The organism is Sorangium sp. So ce836, assembly GCF_028553905.1.
GTDB lineage: Bacteria > Myxococcota_A > Polyangia > Polyangiales > Polyangiaceae > Sorangium > Sorangium cellulosum_D.
On record NZ_CP102233.1, the window covers coordinates 13316951 to 13334644 of the forward strand.

The 17694-nt window shown below is 72.1% G+C and carries 12 protein-coding genes and 1 pseudogene; 8 read left to right on the forward strand and 5 right to left on the reverse strand.

Annotation, left to right across the window (positions count from 1 at the left end):
• Positions 1-238 precede the first annotated feature (238 nt).
• The 3 genes and pseudogenes from NQZ70_RS48700 to NQZ70_RS53205 all read left to right on the forward strand — a co-directional run bounded on the left by NQZ70_RS48700 (position 239) and on the right by NQZ70_RS53205 (position 6018).
• Positions 239-1693: a hypothetical protein gene (locus NQZ70_RS48700; protein WP_237244733.1), complete on the forward strand. Its 1455-nt coding sequence runs from the start codon at positions 239-241 to the stop codon at positions 1691-1693.
• Positions 1690-3880: pseudogene (locus NQZ70_RS48705) on the forward strand (hypothetical protein). The gene NQZ70_RS48700 and the pseudogene NQZ70_RS48705 overlap by 4 nt, the downstream one beginning before the upstream one ends.
• Positions 3881-3978: 98 nt before the next feature.
• Complete coding sequence (locus NQZ70_RS53205; protein WP_324293039.1) at positions 3979-6018, forward strand: hypothetical protein; 2040 nt, start codon at positions 3979-3981, stop codon at positions 6016-6018.
• A gap of 113 nt (positions 6019-6131) precedes the next feature.
• Here NQZ70_RS53205 and NQZ70_RS48725 read toward each other — a convergent pair whose 3' ends face one another.
• A complete protein-coding gene (locus NQZ70_RS48725) occupies positions 6132-6932 on the reverse strand; it encodes an ABC transporter permease (protein WP_129580327.1) in 801 nt (266 codons plus the stop codon).
• Between the two features lie 378 nt (positions 6933-7310).
• On the opposite strand from NQZ70_RS48725, the gene NQZ70_RS48730 reads away from it, so the two are divergent.
• Entirely contained in the window at positions 7311-8651 is a 1341-nt protein-coding gene (locus NQZ70_RS48730) for an AAA family ATPase (RefSeq protein WP_129580328.1), read from the forward strand.
• Entirely contained in the window at positions 8638-9351 is a 714-nt protein-coding gene (locus NQZ70_RS48735) for a retron system putative HNH endonuclease (protein WP_165374545.1), read from the forward strand. The genes NQZ70_RS48730 and NQZ70_RS48735 overlap by 14 nt, the downstream gene beginning before the upstream one ends.
• A 111-nt stretch (positions 9352-9462) precedes the next feature.
• Here NQZ70_RS48735 and tsaE read toward each other — a convergent pair whose 3' ends face one another.
• The 3 genes from tsaE to NQZ70_RS48750 all read right to left on the reverse strand — a co-directional run bounded on the left by tsaE (position 9463) and on the right by NQZ70_RS48750 (position 13153).
• Entirely contained in the window at positions 9463-9975 is a 513-nt protein-coding gene (gene tsaE, locus NQZ70_RS48740; RefSeq protein WP_129580330.1) for a tRNA (adenosine(37)-N6)-threonylcarbamoyltransferase complex ATPase subunit type 1 TsaE, read from the reverse strand.
• Between the two features lie 3 nt (positions 9976-9978).
• Positions 9979-11109, reverse strand: coding sequence for a hypothetical protein (locus tag NQZ70_RS48745; protein ID WP_129580331.1), 1131 nt, complete (start codon positions 11107-11109; stop codon positions 9979-9981).
• A gap of 193 nt (positions 11110-11302) precedes the next feature.
• Positions 11303-13153: a hypothetical protein gene (locus tag NQZ70_RS48750; protein WP_272827191.1), complete on the reverse strand. Its 1851-nt coding sequence runs from the start codon at positions 13151-13153 to the stop codon at positions 11303-11305.
• Between the two features lie 167 nt (positions 13154-13320).
• Between NQZ70_RS48750 and NQZ70_RS48755 the strand changes: the two genes are divergently transcribed.
• Genes NQZ70_RS48755 through sdhB form a run of 3 tightly spaced genes read left to right on the forward strand, consistent with a single transcriptional unit; the run spans position 13321 to position 16990 of the window.
• Positions 13321-14097, forward strand: coding sequence for a succinate dehydrogenase (locus NQZ70_RS48755; protein WP_129580333.1), 777 nt, complete (start codon positions 13321-13323; stop codon positions 14095-14097).
• Positions 14098-14151: 54 nt separating this feature from the next.
• Positions 14152-16167 carry a succinate dehydrogenase flavoprotein subunit gene (sdhA, locus tag NQZ70_RS48760; protein WP_129580334.1) on the forward strand — a complete coding sequence of 672 codons (2016 nt, stop codon included), beginning with the start codon at positions 14152-14154 and terminating at the stop codon, positions 16165-16167.
• 1 nt (position 16168) lies between these two features.
• A complete protein-coding gene (gene sdhB / locus NQZ70_RS48765) occupies positions 16169-16990 on the forward strand; it encodes a succinate dehydrogenase iron-sulfur subunit (RefSeq protein WP_129580335.1) in 822 nt (273 codons plus the stop codon).
• Between the two features lie 101 nt (positions 16991-17091).
• Here sdhB and NQZ70_RS48770 read toward each other — a convergent pair whose 3' ends face one another.
• Positions 17092-17658 (reverse strand): hypothetical protein, encoded by a 567-nt coding sequence (locus tag NQZ70_RS48770; RefSeq protein ID WP_129580336.1) that lies wholly within the window; start codon positions 17656-17658, stop codon positions 17092-17094.
• Positions 17659-17694: the final 36 nt, after the last annotated feature.

The window sequence follows — 17694 nt, forward strand, 5'->3', positions numbered from 1 at the left end:
CCGCGGGGCGCAAGGATTCTTGAGCTCCGGCCGCCGGATTCTTGCTCTCCCGGCGGGGCCCTTCAAGGGCGACGGCTGTGCGCTGAAGACGGACGGGACGGAGCTCGGAGCGCGCTCCGGCGCGCTCCTCGGCTGAGCAATGTCCTATCGCTCCGGTCAGGGCGCTTGAAGCCGGAAAACCGCGGGCGAGCGTGCGCGGGCGAGAAAAATCGCGGGGTGGAGGCAATGAGCATGAGGCATGAGAAGGAGAACGACGCGACAGGAGGCGATCCTCGTGGCGGCCGTGGCCGCCCTGGCGCTCGGCGCGGTGGGGGTCGGGTGCTTGTGGGAGCGGGAGGACCACACCTTCGGGAGCTTCTGCGCGGTCTCGGAGGGCGGCGAGGAGCATTGCGTCGGCGAGAACCTGGGCCCGGGCACTGCGTGGAGCCAGGCCGAGAAGGACGGCGCGCTGCCCATCGAGATGTGGGCCACGTGGCCGAACAACAAGACGCTGGAGGAGATCGTCGCGAGCAGCTACTCGCTCGACGTCTGGTTCGGCCACATCGATGAGGCGATCGAGTACGTGCGGGACGATGCGAGGAACGCCGAGTCGCTGCGGGCGACGCTCGCGGGCAAGCTCGCGTCGCTGCTCGACGAGGCGACGGCGCGCCAGAGAGCGCTATTGGCGCAGGCACCGGTCGACGCCGCCGGCAACTTCAAGAAGGCGATGATCGATAAGGCGAGCGCCGAGAAGGAGCCACTCGCCGCCGTACTCGCGGCCGACAAGCAGGCGATGGCGGTCGTGCAGGCGGTCTTCGAGCAGGCCCGGAGCGACGCCGCGCCGCTGCAATCTCGGTACGCGGGCGCGGCGGCGCGGTTCGCGGAATACCACGCGACCGAGGCGGCGGAGACGGCGGCGTACGCGGCGCTCTCGGCGCAGGCGTCGCGATTGGACATCGACGGCCTCGACGGCGCGGAGGAGGCGGTGCTCGCGGCGGCGCGCGAGGCGAGCCGGGCGCCCGGTGAGCTCGGCGCGGAGATCATGACGCTGTCGGCGGAGCTCCAGGTCTTCGCGGCCTCCTTCGACGAGGCGATGGCGCCGCACCGGGAGTTCCTGGCGACGCACGGCGCGGTGCTGCCGGACATGACGTCGGGGGCGCTGCGGTCGCTGAACGCGATGCTGGGCTATGTCGAGCGGCGCGTGGCCCGCAGCGACGCGACAGCGACGGCGCTGCTCGGCGGGATCGCGCTGCGCCGGCAGGCGCTGCGCGTGATGCAGATGGACGAAGGGGCGCGCGAGGCGATCGCGCGCTCGCGGGCCCGCCGAGCCTCGGAGGTGTTCGGCGAGGGGGCGCGCGCGCGGGTGGAGGCGCTGTCGGCTGCGCCGCCGGTGAGCGAGAAGCTGGGGCTGCCGCTCTTGGCCGAGCGGTGCGGGGAGCTCTTGGCGCTCGTGCAGCTGCGGCCGCTCTGCGAGGCGGCGGGGTCGTCGTGGCGCGACGCGGGGTGCGCCGTGCTTCGGGAGCGGTTCGACGCCGCGGAGGCCGAGCTCAGGACGGGGCTGCCGCGGAAGATCGCGGCGGGCCTCGCGGCGCTGCGGGAGAAGGGGATGGCCGCGGCGGCGCTCGACGCGGCGCAGGCGAGGCTCGACGCGGGCGACGTGAAGGGCGCCGCGATCGCGTATGACACCGCCGTGCGCGGCGCGGAGGGGACATGAGCCAGTCGAAGGATTTCACGCTGCGCGGGCGGCATGGTGCGGCGCTCCAGAAGCTCGTCGCGATGGTGACGGTGCTGGCGATGCTGGCGCCGTCGTTCGCGCGGGCCGGCACGCCGTACACCATCTTCTGGAGCAGCCAACAGGACGTCGACTCGTGCGCGAGCCCCGAACTGGAGAGGGAGGGCAGCGCCATCTTCGAGGTGAACCAGACGCCGCTGCCCACCTACGGGATCCCGGGCGCGGTGGAGATTCACGGCGACGGGTCCGCGAGCAACACGCTCGAGGCGGAGTTCGACTCGGTGCTGCTCCGCATGGGCAGGAACGACTTCCACTTCGGGGTCCACACCACGAACGGCGGCAACTGGTGTACCCACGTGCACGACGTGGTGCACCTCGTCTCGGAGCCGCTCGGGCTGAACAAGCCGCTCTTCGACATCCGCCGCGATGGGACCGGCTTCGAGGGCGACAGGAGCGTCGACCTGAGCCTGTCGGAGATCAACCCGGCGCTCGCGCGCGACATCGAGGTCCTGCTGGCCGAGCTCGCCAAGGCGCGCAAGGAGCTCGTGAGGAACGCATGGCGGGTGGATTCGCTGGCGGAGAGGATGGACCTGATCCAGCAGCTCGACACCGAGCTGAAGGACCTGGTGAGCCGGCCGCTGGACGAGATCGCGCGGACCGACCTCGACGCGATCCTCGACCGGTACAAGGACGTGATCGACGCGGAGACGCGGGCGGCGATGGAGCAGCTCGTCGACGACCTGAAGAAGAGCGTCAGCGACCTTGAGGACGAGCTCGCGCGGCTGATGGACGAGTTCGGCGCGCAGGCCGACGAGGTGGCGGACCTGGCGACGCAGGACGCGCGCGCCGAGGGGTGGAGCCCGGACGACCCGGGAGCGTACGCGCTCGGGGGGAGCGAGGTGCCGTGGGTCGAGGTGCCGGACATCGCGGAGGTGGAGGGAGCGTTCGAGGAGGGGAGGGACCCGTACGCGGCGTACGCCGACGCGGTGATCGCGGCGCTGGAGGCCGACGTGAGCGGCCGGGTGGTGGTCCTCCGGGCGGACTTCGTGGCGAACGTGCGGGCGTGGCGGGCGAACAGCGCGGCGCTGGAGATCGCGCTGCGCGACCGGATGGGGGTGTCGCTGGCGGAGACGAACGCGTTCCTGAACGCGCAGAACCGGATCACGGGGTTCGTGCGGCAGTTCATGGATGCGTCGGACTGGTTCGAGGACTCACCCGTGCCGGCGGATTTGCGGGCGCAGGTGGACACGGTGCTCAAGCCGCGGTTCGATGCGCTCGCGGATCAGATGAAGGACAACCTCAACCTGTGGACGGGGGACGGGCTCGACCTGGAGCAAACGCAGCTCTACCAGACGATCAGCGCGTTCGCGGGCGCGATGTCGACGGTCGGCGAAGGCGTCGAGGCGTACGCGGAGGTGATGCAGACGCTGGTGCACGCGACGACGCGCATCGGGGTGGGGTTCGTGCCCGTGGTCGGGCCGACGCTCGACCTGTGCGAGGCGGTGACGGGCAAGGAGTGGTGCCTGCCGGCCGGGCGAGAGCTCAGCGACGAGGAGCGGATCTTCTCGGGGCTGGGCTTCGGGCTCGGGGCGGTCGGGCACATCTGGCACGGCGTCGCCGCCGCCGGCGCGCTACCGCCGCGTGGGATCCGGATCGCCGGGGAGATCGCGGAGGTCGATAAGGTCGTTGTCAAGGGGTTCGAGGTATGGAGGCTCCGCGGGTTCAAGACGCTGAAAGGGCACGTCACGGAAGCCGGGTTCAACACCTTCGAGAAGGCGGCGATCAGCCACATGACCCGCGAAGGGCGGGCGCTCCTCGGCGTCGGGGACGAGGGCGTGCGCGAGATGCTCAAGATGCCAGCGAGCGTGAAGGCTCCAGACTTCGTGACGGTGTCCCGGGGGCAGAAGCTGATCGTGAGCGAGGTGAAGGGGGGGAAATGAAATCAAGGTCAAGGAAGTGATCAAGCAGTTGTCAAGCGGGATGGAGGGGCTGCGACAGAAAGGGGTCGTCGGAGATGTCGAGCAGGTCGAGCTCATCATGGCGCGGGGTGGCAAGTTCAGCCCGGAAAATACCTACAGCATCAAGGACGGATACCTCTTCAATGTGAAGAAGGGCAAGAGGGAGCCCCTGAACGGGTTCAACAGACCCATCCGGGTGATCCAGCTATGAGCGACTCAGGACCGTGGTTCTTCGCCTGGTGTGATGGCGCACAGATACTTGACGTGTATCTCGCAACGTTGTCGGCGCTCGTGCACCCAGGAACTCAGATGACCGTAATGAATGACGGTAACCTCACCGACACGACGTCCATGGACGAGGCGGTCGCGATGATCCGCGCCGAGTTCGCCGAAGGTCCTTCCGGTGGAGCACTCTTCGACGTCATGCTGAGCGGCACCAAGCGCCTCTTCGGTTGCAGCAGTGACTGCTACACCGAAGAGGCCGCCCGTGACATTTCGGCCGGCCCCATCGACATGGCCACGTGCGACCAGCGTAGGTTTCTCTGCTCCTACCTCGAGCTCGCCTGGGGCAGGGGCCCGCGCTCGATCGAGGCCGAGGCCGCGGTCGCATGGCACCTGCTCCGGGATGACCTCGAGGACCTCCTCCTACGCCTCTGCGCGCCGGACGCGAGCGGGCGCATCCGGACCGGCGCATGCGCGAACGCAGGGGACTGGATCGCGCCCGTCCGCATGTGCGCGACGTACAACGCGGATGCCCGGGACATCGCGCGCGATCTCGCCCTCTCGTGGCTACAGCGCCACGACAAGGAGATGGTATCGCGCAACGCGGGCCTGTCGCTGGAAGCGCTCCGCGCGCGGGTGGAAACCGCGCCGGCCGGAGCGCGCGTCCCGCTCAAGGGCGGCAGCGACCGCGCGCACGCGCTCTCCCGCGAGACCGTCCTCAAGGCGCTGGCAACGCCGCCCTCCGCCCTGCTGGAGGCGCTCGAGGCCGCGGCGGCGCCCGACGAGGCGTGGCGCGCCGCAGAGCCGCGCGCGCGAGAGATCCTGGCGCTGACGAGCCAGATCGCGGAGACGGGCGAAGGCCCGCCCAGGTGGGCGGTGCACACGGACACGCGCCCACGTCCGCTTCCTCCGAAAGCACGCGCCTTTTCACGTGCGCCGCCTCGCGGGCGGCGGCGTGATCCTGGCGACCCACCCATTCCGCTCGCTCTGGCCGCTCTGGGTCGACGCGCTCTTCTCGCTCGGCCTGATGCCCTGACCCAGCAACCTCATGAGGGTGAACCAAGGATGAAACCAGGGCCGTACTTCTTCGCCTGGTGTGACGAGGCAGAGCGGGTCGACGCGTTCGCGGCGGCGTTGCCGGCTCTCGTTGCACGAGGGAGTTATATCAGCGTGAGGATGGGCTCCGACGTGGATCGCTCGGTGAACTTCGTGGACGAGGCGGTCGCGATGATCCGCGCCCACTTCGGACGCACCGACGCCGAGACCTACTTCGCCATGGAGCTCGACGACCGACGCACGTTCTATGGCCACTATCGCTGCTTCACGGGCAAGAGCGAACGTCTCAAGCCACGGGGCCCCATCCACATGGTTCCTGCCAGCGCGGCGGACATTCTCCCGCTGGATTTGTACCTCGCCCTGGGCAACGGCCCGCGCTCCGTGGAGGCGGAAGCCGAGCTCACGTGGCACATCGTTCTGGACGACCTCGAGGACCTGCTGCTCCGCCTCTGCGCGCCCGACGCGAGCAGGCGCGTCTCGACCGGCGGCTGCACGAGCGCGTGGACCTGGCTCGCGCCGGTCTCGATGTGCGCGACGTACCACGCGGACGCCCGCGACATCGCGCGCGATCTGGCCCTGTCGTGGGTCAGCCTCGACGACAAGGAAAAGGTCTCGCTGATCGCGGGCATGTCGCTGGAGGCGCTGCACGCGCGTATCGACGCCGCGCCGACCGGGGCGCGCGTGGTTCCGACGGACAAGAGCGGGCGCTCGATCCCGCTCTTCCGCGAGACCGTCCTCAAGGCGCTGGCCATGCCGGGCTCCGCCCTGATCGAGGCGCTCGTGGCGGCCGCCGATGTGCCTGACGAGGCGTGGCGCGCCGCGGCGCCGCGCGCCGAGGAGATCCACAACCTGACGGTGCAGGCCAGGGCGCGCGGCGAGTCGTTCACCCGCGGCGGCGGGCCCCTCACCTGGGTGGAATTGACGGGCGAGCATGTCTATTTTCTTGTCGACCACGCCCCGTTCCACGTGCGCCGCCTCCCGGGCGGTGGCGTGCTCCTGGCCACCCACCCGTACCGCACGCTCTGGCCGCTCTGGGCCGACGCGCTCTTCGCGCTCGGCCTGATGTCCTGACGCAGCGCGCACGCTTCTTCTCGGAGCCTCGCATCCGAGCGAGCACGTGCCAGACGGGATACCCCTCCCCGAGCGCGCGGAGCGCGCGATGAGGGAGGGGCGGACCGCGCGGCTCACATGTCGAGCAGCAGCTGCGTCAGGATGTAGTTCGTGACCAGCACGGTGACGCAGCTCTCGACGACGGCGCGCGTGGTCGCGACGCCGACGCCGCGCGCGCCGCCCGAGGCGAAGAAGCCGTGGCGGCACGAGATCGACGAGACGATGAAGCCGAAGACGCACGCCTTGATGAGCCCCATCGAGATGTCCTTGGGCAAGGCGAAGTCGCGGATGCTCTGGAAGAACGCGCCCTCGTCGCCGCCGAGCCAGAGCACGGCGACGAGGTACGAGCCGCACATGCCGACGCTCGTGTAGAGGATGCAGAGGAGCGGCAGCATCACCGTCGCGGCGAAGAGGCGGGGCGAGAGCAGGTACTGCACGGGGCTCACGCCCATCGTCGCGATCGCGTCGATCTGCTCGGTGACGCGCATGTTGCCGAGCTCCGCGGCCATGGCGCTGCCGGCGCGGGCGGTGACCATGATCGCCGAGAAGACCGGCGCGAGCTCGCGGGCCAGCGAGACCGCGACGAGGCCGCCGACGCGGCCCTCGGCGCTGAACGCACGCAGCGCGTAGGACGTCTGCAGCGTCACGACCATGCCGCTGAAGACGCCGGTCAGGCCGACGATGAAGACCGACTGCGCGCCCATGAAGTCCATCGCCGCCAGGAACTGCGCGGGGCGAAACGGCGGGCGCACGAGCCAGACCAGCGTCTGGAACGTCAGCGTGACGATGTTGCCGATGTTGTCGAAGAACGCGAGGACCGGCTCCAGCGCCTTGGTGAGCAGCTCGCTCCGGCTGGTCTCAGCGCCTTCCTTCACCGTGCGCTCTTGTATCACGCAACGCGGCCGCGCACGGGGTCGGGCGTGCGAGCTGCGGCGCAGCCCGGCAGCCCGGTCGCCTCCTCGTGCGGCTGCGTCCGCCCAGGAGGTGCGGGCACCGGAGAGCCGGCTGCGGAGCGGCGACCGGCAGCGTCGATCCGGGAGCCGTACGGGGTCGAGCCGCGCCGCCGCGGCGGCGCCTACGCACCCTGCGGTGCCGGCTACGCCCCGATGGAGGCGTGGCACGGCGGCGAGGGCGAGCGAGGACGCGGTCACCTCGGCGCTCAACCTGCCCGAGGAGGCGGCGGGCGAACACGGCGAGGCTGGCGAAACCGCTAGCTCCCCACGTTTCCAGCGCGTATCACCCGTCGAGCCTCGATGCGAATCGACGAGATCAGGCTGATCAACTTCCGCGCCTTCGAGCGGTTCGCGCTGCAGCTGGAGCCGCGGCTCACGGTGCTCGTCGGCCGCAACGGGACGGGCAAGACGACCGTGCTCGAAGGGCTGGCGGTGGCGCTGGGCGCGTGGCTGAGCTTCTTCAACGCGAGCCGGGATGATCGCCCGATCCCGAGGTCGGCGGCACGCTTCGTGACCACGATGCACGACGGCGTCCCGAGCGTGGCGACATGTTACCCGGTGCGCGTCGAAGCGAACGGACAGACGCTGATGGGGTCGGCAGGGTGGGCGAGGGAGCTCCGCAGCGCCGACGGCCGCACGACGACGAGCGGCATCACATCGGACGGTCGAACGGTCCTGCTGGAAGCGAACCAAGTCCAAAAGATTCGGCGCGACATCGAGGGTGGCATGGCGGATACCGAGCCCATCGCGCTCCCGGTGCTCGCTTACTACGGCACAGGTCGGCTCTGGCGCCACAAGCGGGACAAGATGCCCGAGAAGGCGGGCCTGAAGTCCAGGCTTCAAGGCTACCGGGCGGCGCTCGAGGCCGCGTCCGACCAGAAGGGGTTCGAGGCCTGGATGGCCTGGCGCGAGGAAGATCGCGTCCAGCGGCTCGCGCGCGCCGCGGAGGAGGGGCGTCCGCTCTCCGAGGTGCGCAGCCCCGAGCTGGAGGGGGTGAGCGCGGCGGCCTGCGCCTGCCTCGAGGGCGCCCGCCGGATCTACTACAGCGCCAACTACCAGGAGCTGCGCGTCGATTTCAAGGACGGATCCTCCCTCCCCTTCGGCGCCCTCTCCGACGGCCAGCGGAACCTCATCGCCGTGGCGGCGGACATCGCGTGGCGCGCGACGCAGCTCAACCCGTCTCTCGGCGCGGAGGCCCCGGCGCGGGCGACGGGCGTCGTGCTCATCGACGAGGTGGATCTCCACCTCCACCCCGCGTGGCAATGGCGCGTGCTCGACGATCTCCTTCACGCCTTCCCGGGCCTCCAGTTCGTCGTGACGACGCACTCGCCTCAGGTGATGTCCGCAGCCCCGCGCGGCTCGGTGCGCCTCCTCGACCCGGATCACCAGGCGCACCGGGTCGAGAGGATCGCGGGAAAGGACACCAACACCATCCTGGAGGATATCCTCGGTGCCCCGTCGCGCCTGAAAGTAATCCAAGAGAAGCTCGATGAGCTCGCGCGGCAAATCGACGACGGCCAGCTCGTGGAGGCGAAGGCGCTGCTGGCGGAGCTGTCGAGCATCCTCGGCGAGGATGACACTCAGATCGTCGCCGCGCGATGGGAGCTCTCCATGGCGGAGACGGGGAATGCGCCGGATTGAGAAGGACCGCGAACCCAGCTGCCTGGCCGACCTCCGGAGTACGCCCGGCGCCGACTGGAGCTCGGTGCATGGAACGCAGAAGCAGCAGATGCGGGAGTACGCGTTCAAGGAGCAGCGCGGGCTCTGCGCATACTGCATGTCCCGGCTGTCGGAGCCGCCCAGCGATAAGGGCATGAAGATCGAGCACTTCGACGCCCGCGCCCTCTCCCCCGAACGGGTCTTCGACTGGGGCAACCTCCTCGGAGTTTGCATGGGCGGACTGGGCATCCACGGAGATCCCGGAGAGGGCGGAGGAGACCACCGCGCCCGCTATCACTGCGACACCTATCGGGGATATATCCCAAGAAAAGAGGAGCAGCGGCTCGGGCTGAATCCGGCGGCGTTCCCGCCCGATGTCAGCTCGATGTTCTCGTACACGAACCAGGGCGAGATGCGGCCCGCGCACGGCCTGGAGCCCACGATGCGCGCCAGCGCCGAAGCGCAGATCGATCGTCTGAACCTCAACATCCGCCGCCTTCAGCGGAACCGGGAGGCTGTGATCGGTGCTCTCCGCTCGGAATTTCGAAGGAAACCGCCGAAAGTCGCGCGCGTGAAGGAGCTACTGAAGCATTGGTCGACGCCGGATGGTACCGGACTGTTGCCTCCCCACTGCCAGGCTGCAGTCTACTACCTGGAGAAGAAGCTCCGGCAACTCGGGTGAAGCGGCGCATGCGGATCGCCCTCGTTGAAGGCGCGTCGCGCCTTCGACTCACGCAGCACTCCCTCCACCGAGCCGTTTGCCTGCGGCTACGTCGCGCACGATGCACCGAGCCTACAGGGGCCGCTCTCTCTCCAGCGCCGCGAGCACCTCGCCGCTCCGCGCGCCCGTCGCCCGGATCTCGGCGGCGCGGCCGGGCGCCGCGGCGTCCTCGGGGGCGGCGAGGTGGATCAGGAGCGCGTCGCCGCCGAGCGCCTCCACGAACGGCTCGCCCCACTCCACGATGACGAGCGCCCCCTCCGCGCGGCGCTCGCGCAGCCCGAGCTGAGCGAGCTCCGCGGCCGCGCCGCCGGGCGCGCCCTCCGCAGGGGAGGCGCCGCCGAGGCGGTAGGCGTCGGCGTGCGCGATCGGGACGCGGCCCTCGTGCTCGTGGACCAGCGTGAACGTCGGGCTCGTGATCGGCAGCTCCGGCGGCACGCCGAGCGCCCGGCACAGGGCGCGGGCGAAGAACGTCTTCCCGGCGCCGAGGTCGCCGGCGAGGACCACCAGATCGCCGCCCGCGAGGCGGTCGGCGAGCGCGCGCGCGAGGCGGATGGTGCTGCGGCGGCTTGGCAGCTCGACGCGCATGCGTCAGAACCGCGCCCCCGCGCCGAGCGTCGCGCCGAGCAGGAGCAGGGAGCCGTCCCCCGTGGGAACCCACCGGAGGTTGCCGAGCTGCGCCTCGAGCTGCACCGAGGGGCTCAACGCGAGCGCGACGTCGAGCGACGCCCCGATCAGCGGGTGCACCTCGAGGTCGCCGCGGTACGTCGCGCCGCCCGGGCCCACGGCGCCCGCGCCCGACCGGAAGAACGCGCCGGCGTGGAGCGCGGGGCCGACGTGGAGCGGGAACGCGCGCCACGCGCCGCCCTCGGGCGTCCGGCTGGGCGTCAGCATCAGGCGCGCGCCGCCCTCGATCCAGCCGGCGAACGGCCCGACCAGGTTGCCGCCGCCGCCGGCGAACAGCTCGAGCCCGCGATCGCCGACCGCGTAGGCCGCGCGCGCCGCCCCGACCAGCGAGGCCGCGCTGCCGCTCGCGCCCGGGAGGCGCGCCGCCGCGACGGCGGCCCCGAGCGACGCGGACACGGCGAAGCGGCGCCCGCCCGAGTACGCAGGCCAGACCCGCTCGGGCCCGAGCGGGTACGCCATCTGCACCTCGTTCGCGGGCGGCGCCGGCGGCGGCGCAGGCACCGGCGGCAGCACCGTGGCGCCGGCGGACGAGGGCGCGGGCGGCGGCGCGGCGCCCGCGGGGCGCTCCCAGGGGAGCTCGCCGACGCCGACGCCCTCGGGGCGGAGGAGCACCGCAAGCATCTCCTGCGTCTGCTGGGCCGACCGGTCCCGGTCGACCTCCCGCGCGACCGACTCGACCCGGCCGGTCGAGGCGAGGTACGCGGTGAGCTCGACCCTGGCGGTCGTGACCGCCGGCTCGACGGTGCCGCTCAGGACCCAGTCCGCGCCCGTTTGCGCGCTCACGGCGCGGTACTCGTCCGTGGTGTCGGCGACGCCGTCGGCCACGCCCTTGAGCGCGGCCGCGACCGCGCCGTCCGGCACCGCGGTGTGGCCGAGGGCGGCGAGCCCGGCCGCGACCTCGGCCTGCGCGGCGCTCCGGGCGGCCTCGTCGGTGCCGCCGCGCGCGGGGAGCACCGCCACGCGATCGGCGAGCGCGGCCGGGGCGATCGCCGTCAGCGCGGCGGCGGCGGCACAGGAGAGGGCTCGGCGGATCATGCGGCGCATGCTACGCCCCCCGCGGCGCCGGAGCAGCCCCGGGACGACGCGGCGGCACGCTCTCCACGCCACGCACGCGGCCCGCACGGCGGCAAGGCGCCGGCGAGGCGGGCCGCCACGCGCGGCGACCAGGCGCCGGCCAGGCGCGCGGCCCCGCGCGGCGGCCGCGCGCTCGTCCGGCGGCTCGCCCCGCTCATCGCGCCTTCTCGATCTCGCGGTAGCCGACCACCCTCGGCAGCACGCGCTTTCCGCCGAAGCCGGTCGCCGACGTCGTCCAGAGCTCCACCGTCGCGCTGCTCAGGGCGCTCGCCGCCGCGAGGCGCCGCGCCTTCACCTCGGCCGGGTCCTCGGTGCCCGTCTTCGGCAGCCGCTGCACGCCGGCCCAGTCGAGGACGCCGGCGTCGCGCCCGAGCGCCGCCCAGAAGCTCGGCGGCGACGGGTGGGTGGCGAGCCACACCGCGAGCGCGGCGCTCGCGCCCGGCGCGCCCGCGGGCGCGCTCGCGTCGCCAGCGCCCGGCGGACGCTGCGCGCCCGCGGGCGCCGCGACGAGCGGGAAGAGCCCCGCCGTCGCGACGAGCGATCCGGGCGGCGGCGGCACGGCCGTCTCGAAGCCGAGCGCGAGCGTCACCGCGCGCGGCGCGGCGCGGATCGCCTGCTCCGCGCACGGCGCGTCCCCGGCCAGGATGATCCCCCGGACCGCCGGCGGCCGGAGGGCGCGCGGATCGAAGGCCGCGTCGCACGGGAGCGCGAGCGCGACGCCGCGCTCGGCCAGCGCCGGGGCCGGCGCGCCGGCGGCGCCGCCCACGAGCGCCACCGGCCTCGCGCCCCGCTCCGCGAGCGCGGCGGCCAGCACCTCGATGCCCCGCGCGGGCTCCTCGCCCACGACGAACACGAACGCGCCGTCGAGCGCCGCCGGCTCCGGCGGGTGGACGAGCAGCACCGGGATCGCGTTCGCCCGCGCGAACTTCGCCACCGCGGTCGCCTGCTCGCGATCGGAGCCGGCGATCAGCACCGCGGCGCCCTCGGCGGTGAGGCTGCTCAGCGCCTCGTCGACGCTGCCCTGGCCGCCGTCGTCGCGGCTCACGAGCCGCGCGTCCGACCCGGGCCTCAGCAGCCCGAGCCCGTGCGCCACGCCGGCCGCCATCTCGACGCCCCGCCGGCGCGACTCGGACGTGCGCGTCGACAAGAGGAGGCCCACCGTGGGCGGCTCGACGCGCGCCGTCCCCGCGCCGGCCGCGAGCTCCGAGATCGCGTCGCCCTGGTTGCCGAGCAGCGCGCCGGCCCGGTCGAGCAGCTCCTTCGCGAGCGCCACGTCGCGCCGCTCGCGGGCGACGATCGCGAGGCGCTCGGCGACCAGCGAGCGCAGGTCGACCTGCGGGTCCACGACCTCGCCGGCCGCCTCGCCGGCGCGCATCGCGGCGACGAGGTGGGCGAGCGGCACCTTGCGCAGGAGCGCCCCGATCTGCGCCCGGATCGCGGCGCGGTCGTCGTCGTCCGCCTCGCGCAGCCACACGCCCATCAGCTCGATCGCCTGCGTCCACGCGCCCGCCTCCATCGCGGCGGTCGTGACCTCCTCGTTGAGGAGCGAGCGGACGTACGCGTCGATGACCTTGCTCACCAGCGGGCGCAGCACCCCGAAGGCCGGCTTCGGCTTGCCGTCGCGCCGGAGCGCCGCGCCGCGGAGCACGCGCGCTAGGTCCTCGGTCGCGCCCGGCCCCTCGGCTTCGACCTCGGCCGCGAGCGCCTCGGCGCGGCGGAGGTCGCCTCGCTCCAGCGCGATCCACGCGAGGTGGGCGGTCGCGACGCGCGCGAGGCCGTCGCCCGCGTGGCGGCCGCGGAAGGCGAGCAGCTCCGGCTCGAGCGCGATGCGCTCGGCGCGCGCGCCGCTCGCGAAGCGCGAGAGGATGCGGCGCAGCTCGGCCTGGGCCTCGGGCGACCCGCCGAGCGCCGGGCTCACCGCCTCGGCGCCGTCCTGCGCGCCGCAGCCGGCGCCGGCGATCGCCGCGCCGAGCGCGATCAGCGCCGCGCCAGCGATCGCCGGCACACCGGCGAGGAGCGGCCGCCGTCGCCGCGCGGCGCGCCGCCCGGGCGCGCCGCCGGTCGACGCGCCGAAGGCAGCGGAAAACCGGCCAGAATTGTCGACTGCGTTCACCTTGACGTCACCCGGGGCATCCCATACACCCGCCGCGCCCGCCTTCCATCGAGGTCAGCGTGTCCGAGGCAACCCCCGCGAGATCGCTCTTCCACAAGAGCCGCCGGTCCTTTCTCCTGCGCAAGCTGCATTCTCTCACCGGCGCCCTCCCCGTGGGCGGTTTCCTGCTCTTCCACTTCTGGACGAACGCGAAGGCGCTCCAGGGGCAGGAGCGGTTCGACGCGGCGGTCTCCGAGATCTCGCACATGCCGTACCTGCCGGTGCTCGAGATCGGGCTCGTCGTGCTGCCGCTCGCGTTCCACGCCCTCTACGGGGTCAAGCTGGTGCTCGAGGGCAAGCCGAACGTCGGCAGCTACACGTTCTCGCGCAACTGGATGTACACGATGCAGCGGGTCACGGGGGTGCTCGCGTTCGCGTTCATCGCGTTCCACCTCTGGCAGTACTGGGCGCAGAAGTGGCTGGGCCGGATGGCGCCCGAGGAGTTCTACCCGCGGCTGTGCGCCGACATGGCGTCGACCGTGGGCGGCGTCCCGGTGATCGCGCTCGTCTACATCTTCGGCATCGCGGCGAGCGTGTTCCACTTCGCCAACGGCCTCTGGGGCTTCTGCTTCTCGTGGGGGGTCACCGTGTCGCGCCGGGCGCAGCGGATGGCCGCGGTGGTCTTCGGCGCGGTCGGCCTCGCGGTCTTCGTGCTCGGCGCCAACACCGTGATCTACTTCGCGACCGGCGCGCCGTTCCCCGGCACGCCGAGCCCGGCCGCGGAGGGCGCGCGCACGTGCGCGGAGATCGCCGCCGGGCCCGGGCGCGCCGCGCTGGCCGCGCCGGCCTCGCACTGACCATCGTATCGGCCGCGCCCGGGTGGGAGCGGCGCGGGAGCATCGGGATCGAACATGGCCGCGAAGAGCACGACGAGGAGCGAGGGGGGGAAGGTTCGGCGCGTGATCGTCGTCGGGGGCGGCCTCGCCGGCCTGATGACGGTGATCAAGCTGTGCGAGGCGAAGGTCCCGGTCGACCTGATCTCCCTCGTGCCGGTGAAGCGCTCGCACTCGGTGTGCGCGCAGGGCGGCATCAACGCCTCGGTGAACACGAAGGGCGAGGGGGACAGCCCCCAGGTGCACCTCGAGGAGACCGCCTACGGCGGCGATTTCCTCGCGAACCAGCCGCCGATCAAGGGGATGGCCGAGGCCGCGCCCGGCATCGTGTACATGCTCGATCGCATGGGCGTGCCGTTCAACCGGACGCCCGAGGGCCTGCTCGACTTCCGCCGGTTCGGCGGCACGCTGTACCACCGCACGGCGTTCGCGGGCGCGACGACGGGGCAGCAGCTGCTCTACGCGCTCGACGAGCAGGTGCGGCGGTTCGAGCTCGCCGACGTGACCGACGAGCACGGCGTGGCGATCCCGGGCGAGAAGATGGTCCGGAAGCACGAGTTCTGGGACTTCATCGAGGCGATCCTCGACGACTCCGGCACGTGCGTCGGCTGCGTCGCGCAGGACCTGAAGACGATGCAGATCCGCGCGTTCACCGGCGACGCGGTCGTGCTCGCGACCGGCGGCTGCGGCATCGTCTTCGGCCGCTCCACGCTGAGCGTCATCTGCACGGGGACGGCCGCGTCGGCGGTCTACCAGCAGGGCGCGGTGTACGCGAACGGCGAGTTCATCCAGGTGCACCCGACGGCGATCCCGGGCGCGGACAAGCTGCGGCTCATCTCGGAGAGCGCGCGCGGCGAGGGCGGCCGCGTCTGGGTGCCGAAGGACAAGGGCGAGACGCGGAGCCCGCGGGACATCCCCGAGAAGGAGCGCGACTACTTCCTCGAGCGGATGTACCCCGGCTACGGCAACCTCGTCCCGCGGGACATCGCGTCGCGCGCGATCTTCCGGACGTGCTTCCACGAGGGGCGCGGCATCTGGAGCGCCGCGACGGGCCGGAACGAGAACGAGGTCTACCTCGACCTGACCCACAAGGACGAGAAGTTCCTCCGGGCGAAGCTCGCGGGCATCCTCGAGATCTACGAGAAGTTCGCGGGCACCGACCCGTACAAGAACCCGATGAAGGTCTTCCCGGCGGTCCATTACTCGATGGGCGGCCTGTGGGTCGACTACGAGGCGGACGCGCGGGGCTCGCTCAAGGCGGGGTCGCCGCGCAACCACGCGACGAGCATCCCGGGCCTCTACGCGGTGGGCGAGGTGGACTACCAGTACCACGGGGCCAACCGGCTCGGCGCCAACTCGCTGCTCTCGTGCATCTACGGCGGCATGGTGTGCGGTCCTGCGGTCGCGACGTATCAGAAGAGCATCAAGCGGAGCGCCCTGGACCTGCCGCGCTCGATCTTCGACAAGGCCGAGAAGCGCGCCGAGGCCGACTACCAGCGCATCCTGACGCAGAACCAGGACGCGAAGCAGCCGGAGAACGCGTACCGGCTGCACCAGGAGCTCGGCGAGACGATGCTGCGCGACTGCACGATCGAGCGCGACAACGCCACGCTCGATCGGGTGCTCGAGAAGCTCGGCGAGCTCGAGGAGCGGGCGGGGCGGATCAAGAGCACGGACACGGCCCCGCGGGTGAACCAGGGGGCGCAGTTCGTGCGGCACCTCGAGAACATGCTGGTGCTCGCGCGGGTCATTGCGCAGGGGGCGAGGAACCGCGACGAGTCGCGCGGGGCGCACTACAAGCCGGAGTTCCCGGCGCGGAACGACGCCGAGTGGCAGCGCACGACGCTGGCGCGCCACGAGGAGAAGGGCGCCGTGAGGTTCATCCGCGCGTTCGACTACGCGTGCGCCGGCCAGTCGATCCACGTGACCGACACGGTGGACACGTCGCTGGTGGCGCCGCGGGAGCGCAAGTACGAGCAGGCGGGCGCGGCGAGCGCGCAGGCGACGGGGAAGCTGTCGCAGAAGAGCGTGTAGGATGGCCAAGGCGAGCGGAGACAAGGCGAACGGGGCGGCGGCGCCGGCCGAGGCGCGGGGCGAGGGCCGGCTGGTGCACCTGCGCGTGCGGCGGCAGGACACCGCGGATCGTCCGGAGACGCGGCGCTGGGAGGAGTTCAAGGTCCCGTACCTGCCGCAGATGAACGTCATCAGCGCGCTGCAGCAGATCCAGCGGGATCCGCGGACCGTGGACGGCAAGGAGGTGGCGCCGGTCGTCTGGGAGGCGGTGTGCCTGGAGGAGGTGTGCGGCTCGTGCACGATGGTGATCAACGGCCGGGTCCGACAGGCCTGCTCGGCGCTCGTCGATCAGATCGCGCCGAAGGGCGAGGTGATCACGCTGGAGCCGATGTCCAAGTTCCCGCTGGTGCGCGACCTGCTCGTGGACCGGAGCCGGATGTTCGAGGACATGAAGCGGGTCCGCGCGTGGATCGACATCGACGGCACGCACGAGCTCGGCCCGGGTCCGCGCGAGTCGCCGGAGCGGCAGGAGGAGCGGTATCCGCTCTCCCGCTGCATGACGTGCGGCTGCTGCGTCGAGGCGTGCCCGCAGTACAATGATGGGACGAAGTTCGTCGGCGCCTTCGCGATCAACCTGGTGCGGCTCTACAACATGCACCCTTCCGGGGCGATGCACGCGGGCGAGCGCCTGGAGTCGGTGATGGGCGAGGGCGGGATCACCGATTGCGGCAAATCGCAGAACTGCGTCGAGGTGTGCCCGAAGGAGATCCCGCTGGTCGACTCGCTCGCGACGGTCGCCCGCGACACCACCAAACGAATGCTGTTTGGGTGGTTGTTGAAGTGAGATCGCGAGCTCGTTGATCCGACGTCGCCCCTGATCCCCTGACCCGCGATAGGCCCTCGGAGCCCCCGCGCGACGCACGGCGAGCCGATGTCCGAGCGGGATCAGGGAAACGGCGTCCCCGCCCCGAACCCGAGCCCGCTCCCGAACCCCAGCCCCACCGGCTCGGTCGTGGTCTGCCGCTCCAGCTTGCGGATGCGCAGCCCGAGCAGGTGCGTGATCAGCGTGCAGGTCTGGTGCGCGCGCGGCGTCACGCCGCACCCCAGCCAGACGCCGAACGGCTCCCGCTCGCCCTCCTCGACGTAGCGGATCACCGCGCCGCTCTGGGCGACCGTGAGCCACGCGCTCGCCTCGCCCGGCAGCGACGCGTGCAGCACGCCGAGCTGGCCCAGCGGGTCGTCGTTCGGGCCGATGACCCGGCCGTCCGGCTCGAGCAACGCCAGCGGCTCGGCCTCCAGGCCGAACACCCGCCCGCCGCGATCCACGTTGAGCTGGTGCTCGCCGTTCACGAGGATCTTGCCGTCGGGCAGGACGTCGACCGCGAGGTTTCCGTGCACCCAGCGCGCGCGCGGGATGTCGAGCAGCGCGCCGCCGCGGGCCCAGTTGGCCGGGGGCGCCGCGGTGCACGCCGCGAGCAGCGCGAGCGGCACGACGAGAGCGAGGCGTCGCATGCGCCGAGCATACCGCAGCGGCGCGCGGCGTTGTCG